This window comes from Psychrobacter sp. H26 (assembly GCF_059073035.1).
Genome location: NZ_JCACRW010000001.1, coordinates 447,075 through 471,381, shown reverse-complemented (window position 1 = coordinate 471,381; position 24,307 = coordinate 447,075). Strand labels below are relative to the sequence as shown.

Annotated in this window: 16 protein-coding genes; 9 read left to right on the top strand and 7 right to left on the bottom strand. The window is 45.6% G+C overall.

What is annotated here, in order from left to right:
* Positions 1–65: 65 nt before the first annotated feature.
* Both phhA and hppD read right to left on the bottom strand, forming a co-directional pair.
* Positions 66–995, bottom strand: coding sequence for a phenylalanine 4-monooxygenase (gene phhA / locus AC5JPT_RS02030; RefSeq protein WP_493856897.1), 930 nt, complete (start codon positions 993–995; stop codon positions 66–68).
* Between the two features lie 149 nt (positions 996–1,144).
* The gene (gene hppD, locus AC5JPT_RS02025; RefSeq protein ID WP_493843242.1) at positions 1,145–2,260 is read right to left on the bottom strand and encodes a 4-hydroxyphenylpyruvate dioxygenase; all 1,116 of its coding nucleotides are present in this window, start codon (positions 2,258–2,260) and stop codon (positions 1,145–1,147) included.
* 181 nt (positions 2,261–2,441) lie between these two features.
* Here hppD and AC5JPT_RS02020 point away from each other — a divergent pair, with 181 nt between their 5' ends.
* From AC5JPT_RS02020 to AC5JPT_RS02005, 4 genes are all read left to right on the top strand, one after another.
* The gene (locus AC5JPT_RS02020) at positions 2,442–3,389 is read left to right on the top strand and encodes a LysR family transcriptional regulator (protein ID WP_493856896.1); all 948 of its coding nucleotides are present in this window, start codon (positions 2,442–2,444) and stop codon (positions 3,387–3,389) included.
* 169 nt (positions 3,390–3,558) lie between these two features.
* Positions 3,559–4,755, top strand: a complete 1,197-nt coding sequence (locus AC5JPT_RS02015) for an amino acid aminotransferase (protein ID WP_493856895.1) — start codon at positions 3,559–3,561, stop codon at positions 4,753–4,755.
* 313 nt (positions 4,756–5,068) lie between these two features.
* A complete protein-coding gene (gene fahA, locus AC5JPT_RS02010) occupies positions 5,069–6,358 on the top strand; it encodes a fumarylacetoacetase (RefSeq protein ID WP_493856894.1) in 1,290 nt (429 codons plus the stop codon).
* 172 nt (positions 6,359–6,530) lie between these two features.
* Positions 6,531–7,106: a VOC family protein gene (locus AC5JPT_RS02005; RefSeq protein ID WP_493851774.1), complete on the top strand. Its 576-nt coding sequence runs from the start codon at positions 6,531–6,533 to the stop codon at positions 7,104–7,106.
* A gap of 42 nt (positions 7,107–7,148) precedes the next feature.
* Here the strand turns inward: AC5JPT_RS02005 and AC5JPT_RS02000 are convergent, their stop codons facing one another.
* Complete coding sequence (locus AC5JPT_RS02000) at positions 7,149–8,006, bottom strand: IclR family transcriptional regulator (RefSeq protein WP_493856893.1); 858 nt, start codon at positions 8,004–8,006, stop codon at positions 7,149–7,151.
* Between the two features lie 203 nt (positions 8,007–8,209).
* Here AC5JPT_RS02000 and maiA point away from each other — a divergent pair, with 203 nt between their 5' ends.
* The 5 genes from maiA (at position 8,210) to AC5JPT_RS01975 (ending at position 13,351) form a co-directional block, all read left to right on the top strand.
* Entirely contained in the window at positions 8,210–8,854 is a 645-nt protein-coding gene (gene maiA, locus AC5JPT_RS01995; RefSeq protein WP_493858415.1) for a maleylacetoacetate isomerase, read from the top strand.
* Between the two features lie 163 nt (positions 8,855–9,017).
* Positions 9,018–10,544 (top strand): DUF4331 domain-containing protein, encoded by a 1,527-nt coding sequence (locus AC5JPT_RS01990; RefSeq protein ID WP_493856892.1) that lies wholly within the window; start codon positions 9,018–9,020, stop codon positions 10,542–10,544.
* 27 nt (positions 10,545–10,571) lie between these two features.
* Positions 10,572–10,841 (top strand): hypothetical protein, encoded by a 270-nt coding sequence (locus tag AC5JPT_RS01985; protein ID WP_493856891.1) that lies wholly within the window; start codon positions 10,572–10,574, stop codon positions 10,839–10,841.
* 78 nt (positions 10,842–10,919) lie between these two features.
* Positions 10,920–12,209, top strand: a complete 1,290-nt coding sequence (locus AC5JPT_RS01980; protein ID WP_493856890.1) for a tetratricopeptide repeat protein — start codon at positions 10,920–10,922, stop codon at positions 12,207–12,209.
* A complete protein-coding gene (locus AC5JPT_RS01975; protein WP_493856889.1) occupies positions 12,206–13,351 on the top strand; it encodes a HupE/UreJ family protein in 1,146 nt (381 codons plus the stop codon). The genes AC5JPT_RS01980 and AC5JPT_RS01975 overlap by 4 nt, the downstream gene beginning before the upstream one ends.
* Here AC5JPT_RS01975 and AC5JPT_RS01970 read toward each other — a convergent pair.
* From AC5JPT_RS01970 to AC5JPT_RS01955, 4 genes are all read right to left on the bottom strand, one after another.
* Positions 13,348–14,544, bottom strand: a complete 1,197-nt coding sequence (locus AC5JPT_RS01970; protein WP_493856888.1) for a TonB family protein — start codon at positions 14,542–14,544, stop codon at positions 13,348–13,350. The two genes, AC5JPT_RS01975 and AC5JPT_RS01970, sit on opposite strands and share 4 nt — an antisense overlap.
* 270 nt (positions 14,545–14,814) lie before the next feature.
* Positions 14,815–21,501, bottom strand: coding sequence for an ESPR-type extended signal peptide-containing protein (locus AC5JPT_RS01965; protein ID WP_493856887.1), 6,687 nt, complete (start codon positions 21,499–21,501; stop codon positions 14,815–14,817).
* Between the two features lie 417 nt (positions 21,502–21,918).
* Positions 21,919–23,562 (bottom strand): sensor histidine kinase, encoded by a 1,644-nt coding sequence (locus tag AC5JPT_RS01960; RefSeq protein WP_493856886.1) that lies wholly within the window; start codon positions 23,560–23,562, stop codon positions 21,919–21,921.
* On the bottom strand, positions 23,562–24,248 hold the full coding sequence (locus tag AC5JPT_RS01955; RefSeq protein ID WP_493856885.1) for a response regulator transcription factor: 687 nt from the start codon (positions 24,246–24,248) through the stop codon (positions 23,562–23,564). Before AC5JPT_RS01955 ends, AC5JPT_RS01960 begins: the two co-directional genes overlap by 1 nt.
* Positions 24,249–24,307: the final 59 nt, after the last annotated feature.

Genomic DNA, 24,307 nt, shown 5'->3' with positions numbered 1-24,307 from the left:
TATTGAAATAGCTTTAGTGCTACTTCAACACTCCATACTTAGGTAACTGCATTGATATTTGAATTTTAAGGGGTTTTTTCTGGATAAGTCGGCTCAAACAACCCAAGTGACATCGCCTGCTTGACCGTCCCCATGATGTCACTATTGACGATATCAAATAGTGTGTCTAATTCGTCAATCACATAGTAAATCGGCTGTATTTGATCGATACGATAAGGCGTACGCAATACATCAAGCAAATCAAATGCACGGTGCTCAGGTTGGGGGCTAGGCTGCTGCTTGGATGTATCTTGTACCGTCTGATCAAGCGCATAGATTGTTTCAGAAGGTGAGCTTAAGATACCGCCGCCATAGATTCTACGGTCCTCAAGCTGACTACCGACCAACCCAAACTCGATAGTAAACCAATAGAGCCGTGCTAAAAACCATCTTTCTTCTTTGGTCGCACTCAGACCCAACTTACCATAGGTTTCGTTAAACGTCGCAAATGCTGGATGGGTCAATAGCGGACAATGGCCAACAATTTCATGAAAAATATCTGGCTCTTCGATATAGTCCATATCGCAGGGCCTGCGAATAAACGTCGCCACAGGAAAAAATTTATTGGCGAGCAGTTTAAAAAACTTACCAAAGCTAATCAATGCAGGCACCGCTGCGGTTTGCCAACCTGTGGTCGCTTGCAATACCTCATCGATGTCTTGCAGTTGCGGGATACAAGTCGCCGATAGATTCAATTTGGTCAAACCCTCTAGATATGATAAGCAAGCGCGATTGGGCGTTTGCTCAGCTTGACGCGTAAGCAACGCTTGCCACATTGCATTTTCATCATCACTATAATGAATATGACCGTTGGCATCTGGCTGATGTGAGATATAGGGCTGCTTTTTATCGGTCGCGTTATGATGAGCAGACGCATCACCGCCCTGCTGATTGGCCACAGAACTATTGACACCGATGGCTGTATTAGGAGAATCTATCTGTGAGAGGCGTTCCATGCCTGTGTTCCTTTTATCGCAGTGAGTACATTACCTTTATACTTACACTTGTCAGTAACGTACTTATTGAAGAGTGCTTATATCGGACAAGCCAAACTCCTTTTGCCTTGTCCGTTTGTTTTTTAAATTTTTTCTAGATGTAGCGTGGCCTACGGCGTTTCTGTTTCTGATTGATTGGTCTCTTGCTGACCGACCGTGCCACGACGCACTTGGTCACGCTCTATCGATTCAAACAACGCTTTGAAATTACCTTCACCGAACCCATCTGCATAGTCACCTTTACGCTGGATAAATTCAAAGAACACTGGGCTACCCAAGATAGTTTCGGAGAAAATCTGTAGCAGTAGACGCGGTGCGCCGCCCTCTGTCGTGCCGTCTAGCAAGATACCGCGCGTTTGTAGATCCGCGACGTTTTCACCGTGGTTTGGCAAGCGCTCACTAAGCATTTCATAATAAGAGGCAGTAGGTGCAGTCATAAGCGGAATACCAGCGGCTTTTAGCTTATCGATACTGGCAAACAAGTCATCACTAGCCAGCGCAATGTGCTGAATGCCTTCACCATTGAAATGCATTAAGTACTCTTCGATCTGTCCACCGCCCTGCTTGGCTTCTTCATTGAGTGGAATACGGATTTTGCCATCTGGCGCGGTCATGGCTTTACTGGCCAATCCTGTATATTCACCCTTAATATCAAAATAGCGAATCTCACGGAAATTAAAGATGCGCTCATAGAATTTTGCCCAGTACGCCATGCGTCCACGGTAGACATTGTGTGTCAGATGATCGATGACTTTAAAACCATGTCCGACAGGCTTTCTGTCCACATCTGCAAAAAACTCAAAGTCAACATCATAGATAGACGCACCCTCTTCATAGCGGTCAATCAAATAGATTAATGAGCCGCCAATACCCTTAATCGCTGGTAGCCTGAGCTCCATTACGCCTGTTGGCACGTCTACAGGCTGCGCGCCCATCTCAATAGCACGCTCATAGGCTTTTTTGGCGTCTTTTACCCGAAATCCCATGCTGCAAGCGCCTGCGCCGTGCTCTTCAACGAAGTAACTGGCTTGACTCTTTGGCTCACGGTTTAGGATAAGGTTGATGTCCCCTTGACGATATAGCGCAACGTCTTTTGATCTGTGATTGGCCACATGAGAAAAGCCAAGCTGCTTAAACAATGCATCGACCGCATAAGGCTGCGGGGATGCAAACTCGACGAAATCAAACCCATTTAGTCCCATTGGGTTGTCAAATAAATCTGCCATTGCAATCATCCTTAATGTCAATTAGTAGTAAAGTCGATTAATGAGTAGTAAATAGTTAATCAATAGTGAAAGTCGCTAAAACGGTTCGTAATGAATCTTTATTGTTGACGTTGTATTTATATTAGATTAGCTTTATTTATAAGACTAATTGTTTTTTATGATTTATTTATCAGGTTTACTTATGAATATCAGCATTCGCCAATTAAACGCCTTTATCAAAGTCGCTGACAATGGCAGTTTCACTCGTGCCAGCGAGCAGATGTATCTGACCCAGTCTGCTGTCAGTGGACTGATCAAAGAGCTTGAGTCTGGACTCGGTATCGTGCTGTTTGATCGCACTACCCGCCAGCTGTCTCTGTCGGCAGTGGGACGGCACCTACTGCCACAAGCGCGGCGTATCTTAAATGAGATGCAGTTGTTCGAAAACGAAGCGAGCAGCTTGACCAGCTTGGCACAAGGTCAGGTACGCTTGGCAGTATCACAGTTTGCCGCGTCCTCCCTGCCGGCGGTCATCGCTCAGTTTGCCAAACAGCATCCCAATATCAGCGTGTCATTATTGGATTGTTCAGCAGAAAATTTGCTCAAGCATGTTCAAGATATTGAGGTTGATTTGGGTGTGGGGACTGAGCTGGGTGTCTTTGAGACAGAAGATGATATTGGCGCTGACTTGTTGTATCAGCTACCCTTTTGTGTGGTCATGCCAGACAGCCATGTATTGGCCGAGCAAAATGAAATCACTTGGCAAGACTTATTAGATATTCCACTCATCACCTTGCAAGGACCGTTTCTTGAGCAAGTGACCGCAGAGCTCGATGATTCTATCTCCGCTCACGTTCAACAAGCTAAATACAAGGTGAACTTTATGTCCACCGCACTTGAGATGACGCGTCAAGGGTTTGGTATTACCTTATGTCTCCCCTATATGCCCGAGGTTATCGACTGGGTCAGTGCTAATGGTCTGCAAATGCGACCACTCACGCAGCCTGTCAAGATGCGGCAGTTCTTTATTTATCAACGTGCCTCACGGGCTTTATCTCCCGCTACAGTTGCGTTTAAACAGTTTTTGCAAACGTACTTTGCTACCCACTACAACGACTTGCATCAGCCTTACACACTGGCGATTAAGTGATAAATCATGACTCAAACGCTTCTGCTAGATAGATGGGCAGATGCGCAAAAAAGATATTTGGTGATTTATTTGGTTAATTATCCAAGATAGCGCACTCTCGTGTTGAGTTCATCGGCAATTTGCTCTATGATTTTCGGCTGCTTGGTTTATATTCTTATAAGGAAATGGCATGTTTGAACGTATCGATTATTACGCTGGTGATCCAATTTTGGGTCTGATGGAAAAATACTCAGCAGATAACAATCCTAACAAGGTCAACTTAGGCATTGGCATCTATTATGATGAGAATGGCGTACTACCTGTGCTCGACTGTGTGAAAACAGCTGAAGCGCGTATTGCTGATCCTATCTCTCCTCGTCCCTACTTACCAATGGCAGGCTTGCCTGGACACCGCAAAGGCTGTCAGGAATTATTGTTCGGTAAAGACGCCCAAATTTTAAAAGACGGTCTGGTCGCAACGATTGCCACTATCGGCGGTTCTGGCGCTCTAAAAGTAGGTGCCGAATTTATCAATCAATGGTTCCCGCAATCTAAATGCTATGTGAGCGATCCTACATGGGGCAACCATATCGCTATTTTTGAAGGCTCTGACGTTGAAGTGGGCAAATATCCCTACTATGATAAAGCCAATAGCAGCATCAAATTTGATGAAATGATTGCGTTCTTTGAAACGCTGAATAAGAACGATGTTGTCTTGCTGCACCCTTGCTGCCATAACCCAACAGGCTTGGATTTGACTCAAGCACAATGGGATACCGTACTTAATGTCATCAAGGCACGTGAATTGATTCCATTCATGGATATCGCTTACCAAGGTTTTGGCGAAGACATGGACAGCGATGCTTACGCTATTCGTAAAGCCGTTGAGATGAAGCTGCCATTGTTTGTCAGTAACTCGTTCTCTAAGAATTTATCGCTATATGGCGAACGTGTTGGTGGTCTGTCAGTCGTCTGTCTCACCGTAGATGAATCTGAGCGCGTATTTGGTCAGCTAAATGCGATGGTACGTCGTATCTACTCAAGCCCGCCATCACATGGTGGTCGTGTGGTCGATATCGTCATGAACGATGAAGCCCTACATGAACAATGGGTGAGCGAAGTATATGCTATGCGCGACCGTATCAAAGCCATGCGTCTAAAGTTAAAATCAGTCTTAGAAGCCAAAATTCCTAACCGTAACTTTGACTACATCACCCGTCAAAACGGTATGTTTAGCTTTACTGGTCTGACGCCTGAGCAGGTCGAGCGCTTGCAAAGTGAGTTTGGTATTTACATGGTATCCAACTCGCGTATGTGTGTTGCTGGCCTAAATACCAGCAACATCGACTATGTTGCCAACGCAATGGCAGACGTCCTAAAAGGCTAGCGTTGTCAGCAAGCTATCGTAATAAGTGATAAAAAAGCCGAGCGATTGCTCGGCTTTTTTGTGCTTACCTTTTGCTTTTCTAATCGAAGTGTCTGCTTCCCTAAAGTGTGTGACTAACCAAGATAAAGTGAGCGCTATAGGTAACACTCACTACACTTAGGGTATTTCTGCGATAGCGTAAGTGTAGTCCTTAACAGGATAAGTCACAAAGCATGCTCCATAAAAAGCTTGCAATCAATATATCAATAAATTACATTATACGTAAGTAATTAACTATAACGTAATTAACTATATTTTTAGCAAGGAGCAAATCATGTCAACGATTGACAGTACTCTCACCTCTTTTATCGATATCAAAGCAGACTCTGACTTTTCTATTCACAATCTGCCTTATGGCATCTTTAGCGACACTAAAGATAGCGCTCGCCGTGCAGGCGTTGCTATTGGTGAGCATGTGCTTGATTTGTCCGTACTGGAGACAGAAGGGCTATTGAGTTTACAAGGCGGCCCTTATTTTGATCAGCCTACGCTAAATGCTTTTATTGACTCTGGCCCAGACAATTGGACGCACGCACGTACAACTATTCAAACGTTACTGTCTAGCGACAATGAGGCGTTACGCGATAATACTGATTTGCAAAAAAAGGCGCTGTTTAAGCAAGCAGACGTCACCATGCATCTGCCCGTTCAAGTACCAGGATTTACTGACTTTTATTCGTCTAAAGAGCACGCCACCAATGTCGGTACCATGTTTCGCGACCCAAATAATGCCCTACTCCCCAACTGGACCGAAATGCCAGTCGGTTACAACGGGCGCGCCAGTACTGTCATCGTTAGCGGCATGGATATCGTGCGCCCCTCAGGTCAGCTAAAGCCAAACCCTGATGAGCGTCCTGTTTTTTCTGCCTGTAAGCGCTTAGATTTTGAGTTAGAAACGGCGTTTGTCGTGGGCAAAGGCAATCGTATCGGTCAACCAATCGCTGTCGATGAGGCAGCTAGTCATATCTTTGGCATGGTACTACTCAATGACTGGTCTGCTCGAGATATCCAAAAGTGGGAATATGTACCGCTAGGTCCATTCAATGCCAAAACGTTTGCCTCTCAAGTCTCCCCTTGGATTGTCACTATGGAGGCATTGGCGCCGTTTAGTACCGCGTGCCCAGCCCAAGAACCTAAGCCACTTGCTTATCTAAACGAAAAAGATAGCGATAGCAGTTTTGATATCACTCTATCCGTTGAGCTACTGCCTGAAGAGGCAGAAACCGCAACAGTAATCTGCAAGACCAATTTCAAATATATGTACTGGTCAATGGCACAGCAGTTGACGCACCACACTATAACAGGCTGCAAAGTAGAAGTCGGCGATATGATGGGTTCAGGCACTATTTCAGGGCCAACGCCTGATTCTTATGGCTCGATGCTAGAGATTGCATGGAATGCTACCAAGCCCGTCACACTTGAATGCGGCGCAACCCGTAGCTTCATCGAAGATGGTGACACAGTCATTATGAAGGGCTATAGCGAAAAAGACGGCATTCGTGTTGGGTTTGGTGAAGTACGCGGCACCGTGCTGCCTGCGCTTAACTTTGACTTTAACAAATAGCATTTGATGAATAGTAACTGAGAATAGTATTCATCGAATGACACTGATATAGAAATAGTAAAAAGGCGTGTAAAAGCTCATGTAGGCTGATAGGAAGACAAGCGCATTCACTTAATCATAGTTATGTGAATCAAGCCAAATGAGTGACACGCCCTATCAAAAGGAGTTTGATATGAGCTTTCAAATTGAGAAAATCCATCATGTGGCTTATCGCTGCAAAGATGCCAAAGAAACGGTCGAGTGGTACCAAAAAAACCTCAACATGGATTTCATCTTAGCATTCGCAGAAGATCATGTGCCGTCAACCAAAGCCTTTGACCCTTATATGCATGTCTTTTTGAATGCTGGTAATGGCAACGTATTGGCGTTTTTTGAAGTACCTAACCAACCAGAAATGGGCTTTGATCCCAATACTCCAGACTGGGTACAGCACCTAGCGCTAAAGGTAAAAGACCGTGATGAGCTAATGGTTGCCAAAGAACATCTCGAGGCTGCAGGTATTGACGTCATTGGCGTAACCAATCACGGTATCTTTCACTCCATCTATTTCTTTGACCCAAATGGCCATCGCCTTGAGTTGACCTATGATGATCCGACCTCAGAAGATAAGGTCTCGATGATTACAGATGCCATCAAACAAGACATGTTAGATGAGTGGTCACGTACCAAACGCGCGCCAGCACATACGCAGTTTTTACACAGTGATGAGCTGGCCGAAGCACGCGACGTTGCACCCGTTGGTGAGTAGCACGTTATACTGTAGTGTTCTCAAAGCACTTTAGTATAGTGGCTACGCTATTTGATAGCGCTGTGCAATTGTCAATATCTGCTCAACCACATTGCTTTGCGTGCTTATCGGCAACTGCTCTGTGGTACCGATAATAGTAATGGCATACTCTATAGGTAGGTTGTCACTAGGCACCTTACTCTCAGTCGCGGACTGACTCTTAGTATGACTGGCAATCGTCGGCAGGATCACAGGAATGGTAATGGCGTTAATACCCATGAGCATATCACCCGTAACGGTCGCATAGCCCTGAGTACGTATCTTGGTTTGTAGATGAGTAAAACGTTGCCATTTCTCTAGGCTATCGGCTGAGTTATCATCCGCTTGCCATTCAGCCATGACCAGCGGCTGGATAACACTCTGAGGTTGATAGCTGGCAAACAGCTGCCCTGTGGCTGATGTCGTCAAAGGCATTCGTGAGCCGATGCGCGTAATAATACTAATGGGACTATCAGGCTCAACGGACTGAATAATAATAGGGCCTTCACTAAACCATTTGGCGATTTGCACACCGCAATTTAAAGTGTCTTTGATCTCATTGGCAGCCTGTGTGAGACGTGCCAAGATATTGTTTTGGTTCAGTCCGGTGTATCCTAATGCCGCCAATGCATTTACTCTATCGCCGAGCCCATAACGCCCATCCTCAAGCTTACACGCGTAGTTTTTGCGGATGAGACTGACCAAGTAACGATGCGATTTTGCTGGATGCATGTTCATGGTTTCAGCGATGTCTTTTAGCATCATAGGCTCATTGTGATCAATGAGCACATCAAGTATCGATAGCCCAATCTCAAGCGACTGCACCCCGCTCTGGTTTTTACTGATACCTAGGTTATCTGAAGCGTTTTTGGCTGCTGGCATGATGGGCTCAATTATATTTATTTGATTATATGCTTGATGGTTGTTTGCTGATGGACTATGTAGCCAACCAACAATGAGAGACAGGTTTCATATACATAGAGTTTTTGTATGACCATTCTATAGTAGTCGTTTTTTACAGTACATACTCGTCACGCACTCATTTGATATACCAATAACCTATCACAATAAGGACATGAATAATGATGACACTTTATGGCTATTTCCGTAGTAGCACCGCTTACCGTACTCGTATCGCCCTGAATCTAAAAGGTTTAAATTATGAGGATGTCGCTATCAATCTAGCTCAAGATGAGCAACTAGAAGCAGCCTTTAAGGCTCTTAACCCTCAGGGACTGGTGCCTGTCCTGCAAGCTGATGACTTACTATTATACCAAAGCCCAGCTATCTTGGAGTGGTTAGAAGAGACCTACCCTGAGCACGCGTTATTGCCTAATGATGCTACTGGGCGTATGCACGTGCGGGCGCTTAGTGCGATGATTGGCTGCGATATTCATCCGATCAATAACCGCCGTATCCTACAATATTTACGCAACGAGCTGTCCATCGAGGATAAGGACGTCATTGCATGGTGCAATCGCTGGATTACGGATGGGTTCTTAGCATTAGAGACGCGACTGGCAGCAGATAAGAATCGCGGAAACTACTGCTACGGTGATAGACCGACTCTCGCAGACTGCTATTTGATTCCGCAAGTGGCCTCTGCCCGACGTTTTAAGGTAGACCTCACTGCGTATCCCAACATTGTAGCCATTGATGCCCATTGCCAAGCACTAAAAGCCTTTGCAGATGCCGCTCCTATGATGCAACTTGACGCACCAAAAAATTAAGAAATATCAAAAAGTTAAAACGGATAAAATCGTAGACACAATACAGCAAACAAGTGTATAGTTAAAACCAACTTAATAAGGACATTATTTCGTTAACTGGTAATTGCAAGTGAGACTCAATATCAACTGCCCCATCACTTAAAGCTTTTCTACAAGGATCCGTATGAAATATACTACCAAAGCGCTAATAGCCGCAATGACATTATGTATGAGTGCAAGTGCCTTTGCCTCCAGTCACCGCGAAGCCCCTTCCATCACCAAGACCCCAAAAGTCGACGCGTCTGACTTTTATATGTTCAATAGCTATGAGAATAATCGATCGGACTACGTGACGATTATTGCCAACTATCTGCCTCTACAAGATGCGTATGGCGGGCCCAACTACTTTGCTCTAGATCCAGATGCCCTTTATGAAATTCATATCGACAATAACGGCGATGCGGTCGAAGATATTACCTTTCAGTTTGATTTTACGCAAAACCTAAACAGTATTGAACTTGATACGGATAACGATCCATCAACAGCAAATGTCGCTATTCCTTTGTCTAACGCTGGTGATGCTTCAAACCCTAACAATGTACAAACCAGTGAAAGTTATAATGTCACAATGGTCAAAGGCGATCGCCGTAGTGGCTCGCGCACCTCATTAGGTAATTTTAATAAGCCGTTCGATTATATTGGAACCAAATCATTTAAAGACTATCCTAACTATGCGCGTGGCTTTATCCAACCGCTCAATCTAGGCAGTTGCGGTGAAGGACGAGTATTCGTCGGGCAGCGCGCTGAAGGTTTTGCCATTGACTTGGGTAAAGTATTTGACTTAGTAAATCTCAGTCCACTGGGCGAGCGTGATGAAGGCACCAATATACTGGCGGACAAAAACGTCACCTCTATTGCGATGGAAGTACCCAAATCTTGTCTCGTCAATAGCACCAGTAACGACCCTGTGATTGGCGCTTGGACGACGGCTAGTGTCCGTCAAGCGACCCTAGTCAATCCATCTCCTGAATCTGGTATTAGCACCACTGCCAAAAAAGGCGGCGCATGGACACAGGTCTCAAGATTGGGTATGCCGCTGGTCAATGAAGTGGTCATTGGTCTAAAAGACAAAGACAAGTTTAATGCCTCAGAGCCAAAAGATGATGTAGATAATTTTGCCCCTTATGTATTTTATCCAACGCTGCCAAAACTCATTGAAACTTTGTATGGCGATGTCGGTGCAGTAGCGCCAACGAACTTCCCACGTCAGGATTTAGTGACCGCATTTTTGACGGGTATACCTACTGTCAACAAGCCTGCTAATGCAAATCAAGTACCTGCAGATATGCTACGCTTGAATACCAATATCCCAGCTGTGGCGGCTGACAATCAAAATGACTTAGGCTTACTCAGTATTATTCCTAGTCAAACCGATGGTCTCCCCAATGCTGGTGCAGATACTGCCGGATTCCCGAACGGTCGACGCCCTGGTGATGATGTCACTGATATTGCCTTGCGAGTATCGATGGGCGCACTCTGCCATTCTGGTTTAGATGCCAAGGTTATTCCCTGCGCCCCTACTGATGCCAAAGCTGGTGAGGGTCTGTTTACAGATGGCGCACTCAAAACTGCTAAAGGGTTTGATTCAGTCTTTCCGTATCTGAAAACCCCAACCCCAGGTGCCCGAACCTCTACCACAGACGACCAATAAGCTGAAATTCAACCAAGGAGAAATACTATGCGCTATGTAATGTTAGCCGTATTGATCACTGGATCAGCTGCGCTTTCTGGTTGTTTCAATGATAACGATAGTTCATCAAGTATAGGGAAAAGTGACGTTGCAGTAGACCAAGCAAAAGCTGAGCTGGCTGCTAAAAGAACCTCTGATGTGATTGACGCTAGTAACCGTCCAGACACTGATGAGCCTCAGGATATCGATAGAATCATCCTTCCTGAAGCCAATTTGGCTGAGCCTGTTGCTGTCACAGACGCCAACGCTTCACTATAGTTTGATATGAGATTGTTCCAGCACCTAATCAGCCTACTGATTAGGTGTTTCTTTATATATTGAGCCAAGGTAATTTCTATGCATTGGATTAAGACACTTGTCAAATTACTGTTTTTAGTATTTGTCGGTAGCCAAGCGGTTTATGCTGCCCCATTTATCCCCACGGACGATCAACAAATTCTCGCCACTCTACCAGAAAACTCGCCACCACCTCGCTACCTAAGCTCGGCTGACTTTGCCTCTGATGAACACGAAATTAACCTTGAGCAGACCAGTCAGTTGATCGAGCGTGCTTATTTACAAGGCGACCCAAGGGCACTCGGGCAAGCACGTGCGCAATTGGATCAGAGCACAGACAATAGTATAGATGCTTTGATGCTACAGGCGCGAGCATTCCAATCGGATCACAAATTCGCTGAAGCAACAGAACGCCTAAAACAAATATTGGATCAAGAACCCGCTCATCCAGATGCCCTGCTGACGCTTTCTTCGTTACTGCTTGTACAAGGGCAATTTGCAGAAGCGATGCGCTACTGTAAAAAACTTAACGACCCTGACCTGCGTGTCTATGAGCTGGCATGTGCCGCTCAGATACAAACCATGACAGGAGAGCTTGACACTGCAAAAAAAACGCTCAGTGCACTGGCCGCTATCGCGCCTGGTCTGGATGCCTCGACCGCACGCTGGGTTTATCTGATTCAAGCTGACGCTGCCTTGCGTAGCCACGATATAGCACTTGCCACTCAGGTGTTCGGTACTATGGATGATCAGACTGTGCCTGCACTTATGGCTCGCGCTGATTGGCTACTCAGTATTGGTGAATACAAAAAAGTCCGTGAGCTGCTCAAAACGCATACCGAAAAAGATACCCTGCTTTTACGTCTGATTACTGCTCAAATGGCGCTCAATGACCCGAAAGCCAAGCAAAATTTAGCATTAATGAAAGAGCGCATTAACGTCTGGCAAATACGTCAAGAAGATGCCCATATGCGCGAACAGGCCACCTATGCGCTACTTACTAATAAAGTGGACTCAGCCCTACAACTGGCAAAAGAAAATTGGCAACAGCAGCGCGAAACGGCAGACATCGTACTGTACGCTACCGCAGCAATAAAAGCTGACAGCCAAAAAGATATCGAACTGATACGCGAGTTTATGGCAGATACGCAGTTTGAATATCCTGCATTAGAGCGTGCTCTACGTGAGGGCAACATAAGCGATTGTCTACATTGCCAAGCTGCAAGTGAACGACAATCAAGCCTACAAGCGGCAAACGCTTCTGTTCACAATGACCACGTTCACGGTAACCAAGTGAACATCAAGGCGTATACATGGATACCAGTTAAGCCTAAGGATGAGACTTTATGAGCGCACTTTCCAGACTTGTTTGGCATCATACTTACCGCTACTTGACTGTATTATTGCTCATGCTGACCTGCACCCTAGCACAAGCGCATGAGTCTAGTACCGCCTACCTCAACCTTGCACTTGAGGACTCTGACAGCACGACCGATATTATATACGATGCTACCTATGAGCTATCACTACGCGATTTGGCACTATTAATAGATATCGATGCAAATTCTGATAATCAAGTGAGCTGGGCAGAAGTGACGTCACAGACGCCGCTTATCGAGCAGCTCATCACCTCTAAAGTAACATTGGCTAATGCAGCGCAAGCGTGTCAAGTAGCACGTTTTGCACCATTAGCTGTCAATACTCGTGGCGGTTTTAATTACTTATATACTCGTTTTTCATTGAACTGTGATCAGCCAATCGATAGTCTTGATTATCAGATATTGGCAGGTATTGATGCCAATCATCGCTTAATATTGACACAAGCGAACACTGACACACCCTTGCAAGTGCTGACAGTCGGACAGAGCCCATTGGGCACAGAAGCAGATTCTGGTTGGATGGCAATAGTAACAAACTTCCTAAAAAGTGGCATACACCATTTGCTAATCGGTTTGGACCATTTGCTGTTTTTGTTCGTACTCCTCATTCCTGCCGTATACATACGTCAACAAAAACAGTTGGTAGCTGTCTCCAACCCAAAAGCGGCGTTAATCGAAGTTTTTTGGATCGCCACATCTTTTACGCTTGCCCACTCCATCACATTGAGCTTAGCAGCATTACAAATCGTTAGTATTCCTGCGCGCTTTATTGAGTCTGTCATCGCGCTGTCTATTGCGTTTGCTGCGCTAAACAATTTGGTACCGATGCTACGCGTTCGAGCTGTTTATTTGGCTTTCTTTTTTGGACTCATTCACGGTTTTGGTTTTGCCAATGTACTGGTCGATTTACCACTTGCCACAAGCGCACGCGTATTGGCGCTATTGAGCTTCAATATTGGTATCGAATTGGGACAGCTAGTATTTATCGCTGTGGTCTTTCCGATAGCACTATTACTACGTCACACGCAGTTCTATAAATGGGGTGTGTTTTATATAGGATCATTGATTGGTATTTTGGTGGCGCTATGGTGGTTTTTTGAGCGGGCCTTTTAGCGCTTCGCTCGCTCATAGACCAATGACATCGGTACGATAGCATCGACTGCTACGTCATTTTGTTGTATTGGATTGAGTTGCCCCGCTCTTACTTGGGTCGTTGCTATGGCATCGATGATAGGACTGCCCGACGATTCAAGTAACTGCACTTCGGTAATACTGCCCGCTGTGTCGACGTGTAGCTCAAGCATTACAATAAAGACGTCACCCAACTCCCTATCAACACTACGCCATACTAGCGATGGAATACTAGTAATAGGTTCCTGTCCCTCAATCCAGCTGCCATACTCTGCCAAAAAAACAGTCTCGTCAATTGCCTGACTAGCATCATTGTCTGATGCCGATCGATCCATCGTTTGTTCTTCAGCTTGAGCAGCAGCCAGCGCTAGCATTTTTCTGACCGTTTCGTTAGCTGCTTGTTCTTGCCACTGCGCCTGTTCGTTGCGTTTTCTATTGGCTTGTTTGGCTGCTGCCTGCTTCTGTACGGCTTGTTCTCTATTGTATTTCTCTGTCACAGCACGAATCATATAGGACAGATAATCCTCTTCTTCGGCTTCTGCTTGGTTTGCTTGCTTAGAGGTCTTCGCTACTTTTTTGGACTCTACTATTGTGAGGTTTGCTACCGATGATGGCGTATCAATCGTCATGTTTTTTCTGGCTGATTCTTCTGATGACGGTATATCTTTGCTTTGTTGCTGTTGCTGTTGCTGTTGCTGTTGCTGTTGCTGTTGCTGTATATGGTGAATGAAAGGCTCAGGTGTCGAGGATTTAGGTATAGAGGACTCAACCTCTAAAGTTTCAGTCTCAGAGGTTTCGGGTGTTTTTGCAACTGACAATGGCTGAGTAGGCGCTAGCCCTTCTGCTGGTAGGGTTTCAATAGGCTGTCGCTCTATTGAACGCGACTGCATAGTAGGCGCATTAGACTGTGCAGGCTTTGTCGTCGCTGTTTTGGGCTGCATGTCCGTACTGATTGATTCTTTGGGCTGTGGCGGTTTTTTGGGCTGTGAAGACAGTGTAATAAACTCCACCTCTATAGCGTTAACGCTGCTCGTCTCTATCAGCGGTTGTGGACTGTCCATAGATACCATTGCCCACACCGTAACCCCGTGCAGTAAAATAACGAACACAGTGATCCAAGCAGTGATAGGACGGGCAAATGGGTTTGGTATCATCATAGCTAATAGAATACGCATTAAAAACAACCCTGTATATGGGTTTTTTTGATGATTTGATAAATAAAAAAGCGTGCGAGATCTACTGCCCACCCTCTTGCATTTCCAATAAATCCAGCTGACAAAACGTAGCAAATTGAGCAAAAAACACCAATATAACAACCAATAACAGCTAATAGCAGAATCGTTATGCCATCGTTGGTTTAAACACCTATCCATCAGCCACAAAAAAAGCAAGATATCTAATATCTTGCTTTTTATAGGTTACTAAGTGTCATAATCCAAAACCTTTTAGTCAAAATGGAAACCTGCACCCACTGCGCCGCCTACGTTGCCTTGAGTATCTGCTGTACCATTCACTTTAATAACCCAGCGACCATCGTTAGATAGCTTAGAGAAACCAATCGCTACGGCACTTTCTCCATTGTACGTACCGATACCGCCGCCGATCAGTGACTTACCTGAGATATAGGCTTGAGGTAGTGAAGACATAGCCATCGCAGCCGATATACCTGCATTGGCATCATCTTCTACTTCATCGATCTTATAGCCAAGATCGCTCATATTGCGACCTAGTCTGCTATCAAGCGCACTCAGCTGACTATAGTTGACAGCATCTGTTGCCTCGACACCATCAGCGACTCCAGTCATGCGCTGATTACCAGCATATAGACCTTGGGCTGTCATACTCGGTCCATCTTGCATACTGATACCATTACTATTGATAACTGTCGTCCCAGCTGTGACACTGTCAACGCTGATGTTACCGTTCAGATCAAACTTAATGCTACTACCCTCTGCTGTGGTGGTGATGTTACTGCCACCTGTGAAGCTTAGGACACTGCTGTCTCCGATTGGTTTATTGATGTCGTCGCCACTGTCTGCACCAAAGCTAAGTCCTGCATCGAGCCTATCTGTGTTGGTCTCAATGTTGGTGGTATTGGTTGTGATATTGCTGGTGTTATTATCAATATTCGTCGTATTGGTGGCGATATTGGTCGAGTTAGTAGCTATGCTTGTGGTATTCACTTGCACACTTTCGTTGATTTCAATCGTCCCTTGTCTAATAGAAGCAATGGCACCGTCTATATTGCTCTGACCTGTTCCACCGATATCGCTATTAGTGAAGGTGCCACTCTCAGCATTGTAGACAGTACCGCCGCCAATGATGCTACTGATACCAACTCCTTGGGTGTAGAGCTGGCTACCGTTGACAGCATCCTGACTGGTCGCTGACACCTCACCATTTTGAACATTGGTGACTTTGTTATTAGCAGCATCAATACCACTTTTCGTGATGCTTGGACCATCAGTTATGGTCAACCCATTATCACTGATAGTGGTATCACCAGTAGTGACACTGTCCAAGGTAATATCTGGGTTGAGATCAAAACTGATGTCATTAGCATTAGCTGGTATAGCTGCCGCACGTAAACCTGTGCTAGCGTCCAAGGCAGCCGCATTATTGACTAACGTTCTAGATACTTTGATATTACCATCTCTACTATTTAGGTCGATTGAATCTCCTTGTCTTACCTGAGTCGCAATATCACCTTGAGCGGTGATATCCCAACCTCGATCCAAGGCAATGGTCACTTCTCTCAATTGCCCAACGTTTACAGCATCAGAGTTTAGCTCGCCTCGACCAACATTGCTGATAGGGTTACCGCCATTATCCAGACCACGACTGCTGAGTGTGACCGTTCTCCCCAGCCCACTATCAATGAAAGTAAAGCCTGTATTATTCATAATGCTATTGCCTATCTGCATACTACCCTCATCACCAAGATCTAACTGGTTGTTGAGCTGGACTGCTACCCCAGTCGCAGAAGCAGTGGTGGTTATATTGCTATCACCTGTGACATTAATCGTATCGCCTAATGCAAACTGCTGATCATTATCGCTATTGCCATCGCCAACCCTGATACCTTTGGCAATTTCATCATTGGTCATAGTGAGCTGTGCAAAGTTTACGGCATCAGTTGGTGCAATCCCCTTATCAACTTTGATGATTCTATTATTACCATTATCAAGACCCTCGTTGCTTAAGGTAATGGTCTCGTTAGGACCGTCAGTGATGGTAACACCTGCATTGTTAAGTACAGTGCTTTCCATTCTCACACTGCCGTTTCGACCAAGCCTCACATCTTCAGCCAACCTAACGTTTAGGTTGCCATCTTCATCAGCGACCACACCGATGTTGTTATCAGTCAGCGCTGTTGCACCTCCTTGAATCGTTAAGGTTTGTCCTAATTTACGATTGATAACAGCTGCGGTGTCATCTCCTGTGAAGTTCAGTCCCAAGTCGACTGTACTATTGGTTGCATTTAACTGTCTAACATTGACAGCGTCCGTATCTTCATCACCATCGGCTACCTCAGTGATTCTATTGCCGCCATTATCCAGTCCTCCATTACTCAGACGGACTGTACTGTCAGTGAAGCTGACACTAGTGAAGGTGACGTCATCTTTTGTAGCGACTCTAATACCACCATCCTCGGCACTCAGAACGATGTTGTCGCCTGTGAGAAAGTTGGCAGTATTGTCCGCTTGGTTCAGGGTTTTGACCTCGTCACCATCGATTTGGGTAACCACCGTTTGTAGCGCACTATCCGCTTTACCCAAACTGGCTTTGCTGTCATCGCTCAAGTCAACGGCATAATCAGTGATGTTGGTCATCTCGTCTGTTTCACCCGCTGTGACGGTGACTGCAGCAGATCCAGCTGAAGCGCTGACGCCATTAGCATTGACGGTGTAGACGTCTTGACCTGTATTGCTGTCAGTTGAAAAGTCTACACTGGCGACATTGGTGCCTTTCACCACTTTGGTTCTAGCAGCGCTCGATGCACGATTCACATCACCGATGTTTGCGGCATTGAACTCATCACCTACTCCGCTTGCGACGTTGGTGATTTGATTGCCACCATTATCCAGACCGGTATTGCTGAGTCTAACGGTGCTACCACCTAAGAAGCTCACACCACCTGTATTTAATACCGTATCGCCTGTGGTCACACTGGTGAACCTCACATCTGCTGCTGTGGCCACTCTAATACCACCATCATCAGCACTCAGAACGATGTTGTCGCCTGTGAGGAAGTTAGCAGTATTGTCCGCTTGGTTCAGGGTTTTAACCTCGTTACCATCGATTTGGGTAACTACCGTTTGTAGCGCACTATCCGCTTTGCCCAAACTGGCTTTACTGTCATCGCTTAAGTCAACGGCGTAGTCAGTTATGTTGGTCATCTCATCTGTTTCACCCGCTGTGACAGTGACTGCAGCAGATCCAGCTGAAGCGGTGACGCCATTAGCATTGACAGTGTAGACGTCTTGCTCATTATCACCCGTAGATTTCATCACACTAGCCACGTTGGTACCTGCAACGACCTCTGTTCTAGCAGCAGCAGATGAGCTGTTTAGCTGGCTGACATTGACGGCGTCGTTTGGATTCTCACCATCGTCAACATTTACAATCTTTTTATTTCCGGCGTTGATACCATTAGATTTAGTAATACTTGGGCCATTGAACATGCTTAGACCATCACTGGTCAACGTTGCCTTAGATAGTGGATTTGTACCTATTACTTTCACGCCAAGCCCGCTAACCGTTGTCACCCCGCCCATAGCTAGGCCACCTGTGACCATACCCAAACGATTAACTTGAGTACCACCAAAGATATTACCTGTACTAACGCTACCGTTGTTGCCTAGATCAAGATTGTCATTAAGCTCGAACGAGACATCATTGCTGTTTGCGGTTTTGGAGACAGTGATGTTGCTATTCTTACTATTGAAGTCTACTGAGTCGCCAGGCTCTACCGTACTTGCGGTAGTACTGTTGCCTTGTGCACTGATGTCCCAGCCTCTGTTGGCTGTTTCTGTGACACTGTTTAGCTGACTGAGGTTGACTGCGTCATCTAACTCAATAGCATCACCCACCTCAGTGATTCTGTTACCACCATTATTAAGACCGGTGCTGCTCAGTCTGACGCTGCTACCACCTAAGAAGCTAACACCACCTGTATTGAGTAAGGTGTCTCCTGTAGTGACGCTAGTGAAGTCAACTACAGCGGCTGTTGCGACTTCGATATCACCATTCTTATCGGTGAGAACGATGTTCTTACCGGTTAAGAAGTTGGCAGCATTGTCCGCTTGGTTCAGGGTTTTAACCTCGTCACCATTGATCTGGGTGACCACCGTTTGTAACGCACTATCCGCTTTACCCAAACTGGCTTTACTGTCATCGCTTAAGTCAACGGCATAGTCAGTCAAGTTATTACCATCAGTAGTATTGCTTACTTCTACTGCTGACGACCCTTCTGATACTTTGGTACCATTAGCATTGACGGTGTAAACGTCTTGGCCTGTATTATTGTCAGTTGAAAAGTCCACACTGGCCACATTAGTGCCTTTGACCACTTTGGTTCTGGCAGCAGCAGATGAGCTATTGAGCTGGCTGACGTTGACGGCGTCATTTGGATTCTCACCATTATCAACATTTACAATCTTTTTATTTCCGGCGTTGATACCACCAGACCTTGTTACGCTTGGGCCGCCGATAATGGTTAAGCCATTCCCAGTTAAAGCAGTACTAGGAATACCCAATGGACCATTTACAAATACGCCTAAGCCATTGACTGATGTACTAGCCAAGGCATTGCCTGTTTTGACCCCTAAGCCATCTACCGTTGTACTAAAGTACGAGTTGCCTGTTGTCAGACCAGAGCGATCAAGTGTCGTGGTGCTACCAAATCCAAAGGGAGCATTTGATCCCATTTCCACGCTACCGTTATTGCCTAGGTCTAGGTTGTTATTAAGCTCGAACGAGACATCATTACTGTTTGCGGTTTTGGAGACGGTGATGTTGCTATTCTTACTATTGAAGTCTACTGAGTCGCCAGGTTCTACCGTACTTGCGGTAGTACTGTCGCCTTGTGCGCTGATGTCCCAGCCTTCATTTGCAATGTCTGCAACCGCTTTTAACTGAGATACATTCACTGCATCAGTGTCTGCTGAGCCACCTGCCACATTGATGATACGACGTTCGCTTCCAACAGCGCCCACTGAGACTGTACCGTTATTGGCATCAGCAGCAACGTTGGTTAAAAATGAAGCACCACTTTGTAACGCAGCAACAGAGTTTTGACCTAAAGACACGCTGTTTAGAGCATTGGCACTAGCACCTTTACCGAGTGCCACACTGCCTTGCGCTTTGGCTTGTGCATCGAGACCAATTGCAACGGTGTCTTGGGCAGTTGCTTTTGCTTCATAGCCTATTGCAACTGCACGACTTGCATTGCCGTTTGTGGCTCTCTGACCTATCGCAACTGAATTAACACCTGCTTTTGCATCTTGACCACCCGCGAAGCCATTGAATGAAGATCGTGCACCTTCACCAATGACGGTCGCATTTCCTTTTCCAAACGCATTTTCTCCAATAACGGTTGAGTTATTACCACTTGCATTGGCATTAGAGCCAACTGCCAAAGCATCAGTACCTGTTACTGATGTGGTGTATGGCTGTGCATTGCTAGAGCGGATAGGAAAATCAATGTCAGCAACGACAGCATCTAACGCTTTTAGCTGAGACACGTTCACTGCATCGCTATCATTGGTACCAGCAGCGACATTTACAATCTGACGAGTACCACCTGCTTCTCCGGTCCCGATTGAAACAGCACCATAACTTGCGCCACTTTGGGTTGCTATGATTGCAGCATTGTCATTACCTGTTGGATCATAACCTATAGTGCCACCTGCAACATTGGCCACTGACCCTGCACCAAGTGCGACTGATCCTTTTTCGCTTGCTGAGGCGCCGATGCCAAAGGCAGAAGACGCAACACCAGATGAAGAGGACTGTACGCCAACAGCGGTAGATAGTGCACCTTCAGATAGCGACTTTGCCCCAATAGCGATGGAGGCGGCACCACCTGACTCGGTGTTTACCTTGTAGCGCGGCGTCTCAACCAAATCACGTCCTGTATAGGAGAAGAAAGTAGTATTAACATCACCGCCATTGAGTGTGGATACTGAGGTCCCATCGATATTGGCTTTTGAGGCATCATCTAGATCATCGCCGCCAATGGCGATAGAAGAATGCCCTGTTGACACGACGTTTGCACCGATGGCGATAGACTGTTGTCCACTCGCTACGGTGTTCTGACCGCTTTGACCGCTACCAATAGCAATAGCTTGCCCGCCAGTAGCACTAGCATTACCACCCATTGCCATAGCATTGGGTCCGGTTGCGCCATCGTTATTGGCATTGCCAGAGGCAGTTGAATTGACACTATAGTACTTGGTTTTGTTAGCGGCGACGGTATTGGTTAAACTATGCAGTTGTGAGCCATTGACCGCCTCTTTACTACTAGCACTAACCAGCCCATTATCTACATTGGTTATTTTCTTATTACCAGCATTGATACCAGTGGATGAAATAACAATACCGCTGTTAAAGGTAGTACTTTCCAAACCCGTCAAATCTTTTGCTAGTTTAACGGTCAAAGTATCACCTATACCAAAGACCCCGATGTTGCCATTCGTTAGCGCTCCTGTTGCACCGCCCAAAATATTGAGCGTCTCACCATTACTGCGTGTAATAGTTGTAGCATTATCCCCTTCAAATTTTAGTGCTATTGAACTTCCGGGGTTGCCTTGACCTGAATTGTTATGGCTGTTGTTACCAGCGGTGTGACTATGGACACCATGACTACCATGACTGTGACTATAGTTACCATTATGGTGATTTTCTGTGCCTACAGCGCTTGCCTGCATGCCGAATCCAGCCGTTATGAGCCCAAGTGCTATGGCACTCAGGCGTAGTGTATTGATAGTAGATGAACGAGATGTCGTGCTGATGGGTGTGTTAGCACTGACACTAGATTTGGAAGATTTGCCATGCCCTTTTGCATACTCACCGACTGCGGTAAAGCAATTTAGGGCTTCATTCCAGATGACTTTATAGATGCGGTTCATGATATGTACTCCCTTACAGATTTGTCAGATTTAAAAAATCAGAGATAAAATCCATCTTGCAAGAGAGTCGATATGACAAAATAAGACGAGTTATGTGTGTGGTAGTAAAGCCTTTTTAAGTATTGCTGATATTAAGGTTTAAGAAGTAAGACGTTTCGTTTTGTAAGTTATGTATCACTCTCTTATATATTAGTATTACCGAATATATATAGAGAGACAATACCGTTCGTCCGTGATTTAATACCGCTCGTCTATTATATTCATATTAGTGAATATAATAGATTTTTATTATTGAGTGCATTTGTCAAGACGATGCTTCTTTATAAACATAAGTCCATAATCTCATACAGGTTATGTACTCATGTACACTACACATATGCATGAGCGAAAACGAAAACGATTCATTTAAGCTGCTTTTTAATACTTTATTTTCTCTTTCATAGGCAAAACGATTTGTACTATCAATCCTTTGGTACCATCCTGTCGGTTATAGGCCGTGATAGAGCCTTTGTGCGCCATCACAACAGCGTGAACGATAGCCAATCCCAACCCATACCCCCCAGTATCACGATGACGCGCAGAGTCTAACCGCACAAATGGCTGAAAGATACGTTCTAGGTCCTTGTCCGCTATACCGCCGCCTTCATCTTTTACGCTAATTTGAATGGCAGATCGACCATCATCTGTCTGAACTGCTTTCATCTCAGCAATGACTGTCGAACCTGCAGCCGTATGCATAAAAGCATTGCGGATGATGTTTTCGAGCGCGCTATGCAATTGCTCCTGATTGCCCTGTATCGTCCAAGCATCTTTTACGTTTTTTGTCTCAGTGGACATCAAATCTTCAGGTGGTTGCCACTGCCAGTGAACTTCTTTATGCTGAAACTCAAAACACACATCCTGTCCGATATCACTGATAATTTCAGTCAAATCAACGGCGTCACTTTCTAGATTGTCGATCGTATATTGCTGCATTTGTAATGATTGAATATGAATGATTTGTTCAATCAGCTCATTCATCCGCGTAGACTCTTTGTCAATACGGTCTAGATAGCGATTGGCATTGGGGGCAAAGTCGCGAGTCAGCTCAGTTGCCACATCAAGTCGTGCAAGCGGTGAGCGTAGCTCATGAGAGATATCGCTTAGCATTTGTTTGCGCGCCAGCTCACTCTCAGCCAGTCTCGTCGACAAATGCGCCACGTCTTTGGCCAGTAACCCAAGCTCATCATCACCCATTTTTGACAATGCTGGATTGGCTTGATAATCCCCATCAATCATACGGTGAACCGTGCTTTGTACACGCCCGATACGCTGGGTCAATGTACGGCTAAGCCATACACAGATCAACACACTAAAAACGATAATCAAGAGCAGACGTATAGGAAAATTGCCGTGTTGCAACGCAACGACATCTGAGAAACGCAAGTGCGGGCGCAGCTGTATGATAACTGACTGCCCATCGGGCAGCTCAACCGAGATGTCGGCCAGCTCAGGACGAGCATCTATCTCTGCAATTGCAGCACTACTCGAGGTTAATGGCTTCAAAATCTCATGCAAGACCGTCGGCGGTTTTTTTGGTACCTCGTCATTATAATTTCTTGGTCTATCGTTGTTGTCCATTCTGGGCTGAGGCATCGGTGGTATGGCACGCTCAACTGACTGCTGACCGTTCTGTAGCCGCTCTTGTGCTCGATCCTCTCGGTCTCGATATCGCGGGAATATAATAGCACCCTGCTCGTCGTAGACTCTGATTTGATTCATCAGCCGTCTGTCCTGACGATACATCTGCGTGACCGTGGTCAAGTCGCCTACTCGTAGTGCTGCAGCCATCTCTTGACGTTTAATTAATAGGCTCTCAATTTGTATATCCATCCGAGCAGTCAGCTCCTTTTCGGCCAACCAGCGCTCGACCACAATGGATAAAATAGAGGTAATCAGAATCGTCAGCAACAAGCTCAAAAACAAACGCCAAAACAGCGTCACACGTACCTTTAGCTTGGGTGATTTTTGAGTATTTTTGTTAGCGTCCTGCTGGGACGCTTTTATTGATGAGTTTGTCATTAGAGCACCAGTTGATAGCCTTTTCCACGCACCGCTTTAATTGGTTCGTCATGAAAAGGCTGTAGTTTTTTGCGCAAACGAGACACATGCACATCAAGGCTACGGTCAAAAGGCTGCAACTCACGTTGCAAGACATTCTCTGATAACCATGCCTTACTTACCACTTCTCCTTTTTGCTTAAGTAGTGCCACAAGCAAGTCAAACTCTGTCCCAGTCACTTGTAACGCCACGCCATCTATCTCACAAACACGCTGGTTTTGGTCAAGAGATAACCGGCTCTCTGGTAGCGGTGTATGCTCAGATGTGGTGGTATTGGTTCGTTTGATCACCGCATTGATACGTGCCAGCAGTTCGCGCGGGTTACAGGGCTTGGTGATATAATCATCAGCGCCTAACTCTAAGCCGATGATACGATCGATCTCCTCCCCCTTTGCCGTCAGCATAATCACAGGAATATCACTGATACTTGGCAGTTGACGTAATACGCTCAGCCCATCTATTTTGGGCATCATGATATCGAGCACGAGTAAATCGTAGGCAGCATCGTCGTGCGCCACCGCTTTTAATCGCTGTATAACCGCAGCGCCATCGTGAACACAGTCACAATGGATGCCATGATTGTACAAATACTCTTGTAATAACTGAGTTAACTCTTCGTCATCATCACCTATCAGTATATTTGGCATACGCCTCTCCTTTCACTTTTGATGATTTCAATTGGCTTTCATTGGTCCGGTTATCCATA

What these genes read in the sequence shown, in the direction of transcription:
- AC5JPT_RS02000 (WP_493856893.1), bottom strand. Translation starts at nt 8,006, where the DNA reads ATGCCAGCAGCCAAAAACGCTTCAGATAACCTAGGTATCAGTAAAAAC.
- AC5JPT_RS02015 (WP_493856895.1), top strand. Translation starts at nt 3,559, where the DNA reads ATGTTTGAACGTATCGATTATTACGCTGGTGATCCAATTTTGGGTCTG.
- AC5JPT_RS01965 (WP_493856887.1), bottom strand. Translation starts at nt 21,501, where the DNA reads ATGAACCGCATCTATAAAGTCATCTGGAATGAAGCCCTAAATTGCTTT.
- phhA (WP_493856897.1), bottom strand. Translation starts at nt 995, where the DNA reads ATGGAACGCCTCTCACAGATAGATTCTCCTAATACAGCCATCGGTGTC.
- AC5JPT_RS02020 (WP_493856896.1), top strand. Translation starts at nt 2,442, where the DNA reads ATGAATATCAGCATTCGCCAATTAAACGCCTTTATCAAAGTCGCTGAC.
- maiA (WP_493858415.1), top strand. Translation starts at nt 8,210, where the DNA reads ATGACACTTTATGGCTATTTCCGTAGTAGCACCGCTTACCGTACTCGT.
- AC5JPT_RS01975 (WP_493856889.1), top strand. Translation starts at nt 12,206, where the DNA reads ATGAGCGCACTTTCCAGACTTGTTTGGCATCATACTTACCGCTACTTG.
- AC5JPT_RS01960 (WP_493856886.1), bottom strand. Translation starts at nt 23,562, where the DNA reads ATGACAAACTCATCAATAAAAGCGTCCCAGCAGGACGCTAACAAAAAT.
- hppD (WP_493843242.1), bottom strand. Translation starts at nt 2,260, where the DNA reads ATGGCAGATTTATTTGACAACCCAATGGGACTAAATGGGTTTGATTTC.
- AC5JPT_RS01970 (WP_493856888.1), bottom strand. Translation starts at nt 14,544, where the DNA reads ATGCGTATTCTATTAGCTATGATGATACCAAACCCATTTGCCCGTCCT.
- fahA (WP_493856894.1), top strand. Translation starts at nt 5,069, where the DNA reads ATGTCAACGATTGACAGTACTCTCACCTCTTTTATCGATATCAAAGCA.
- AC5JPT_RS01980 (WP_493856890.1), top strand. Translation starts at nt 10,920, where the DNA reads ATGCATTGGATTAAGACACTTGTCAAATTACTGTTTTTAGTATTTGTC.
- AC5JPT_RS01955 (WP_493856885.1), bottom strand. Translation starts at nt 24,248, where the DNA reads ATGCCAAATATACTGATAGGTGATGATGACGAAGAGTTAACTCAGTTA.
- AC5JPT_RS02005 (WP_493851774.1), top strand. Translation starts at nt 6,531, where the DNA reads ATGAGCTTTCAAATTGAGAAAATCCATCATGTGGCTTATCGCTGCAAA.
- AC5JPT_RS01985 (WP_493856891.1), top strand. Translation starts at nt 10,572, where the DNA reads ATGCGCTATGTAATGTTAGCCGTATTGATCACTGGATCAGCTGCGCTT.
- AC5JPT_RS01990 (WP_493856892.1), top strand. Translation starts at nt 9,018, where the DNA reads ATGAAATATACTACCAAAGCGCTAATAGCCGCAATGACATTATGTATG.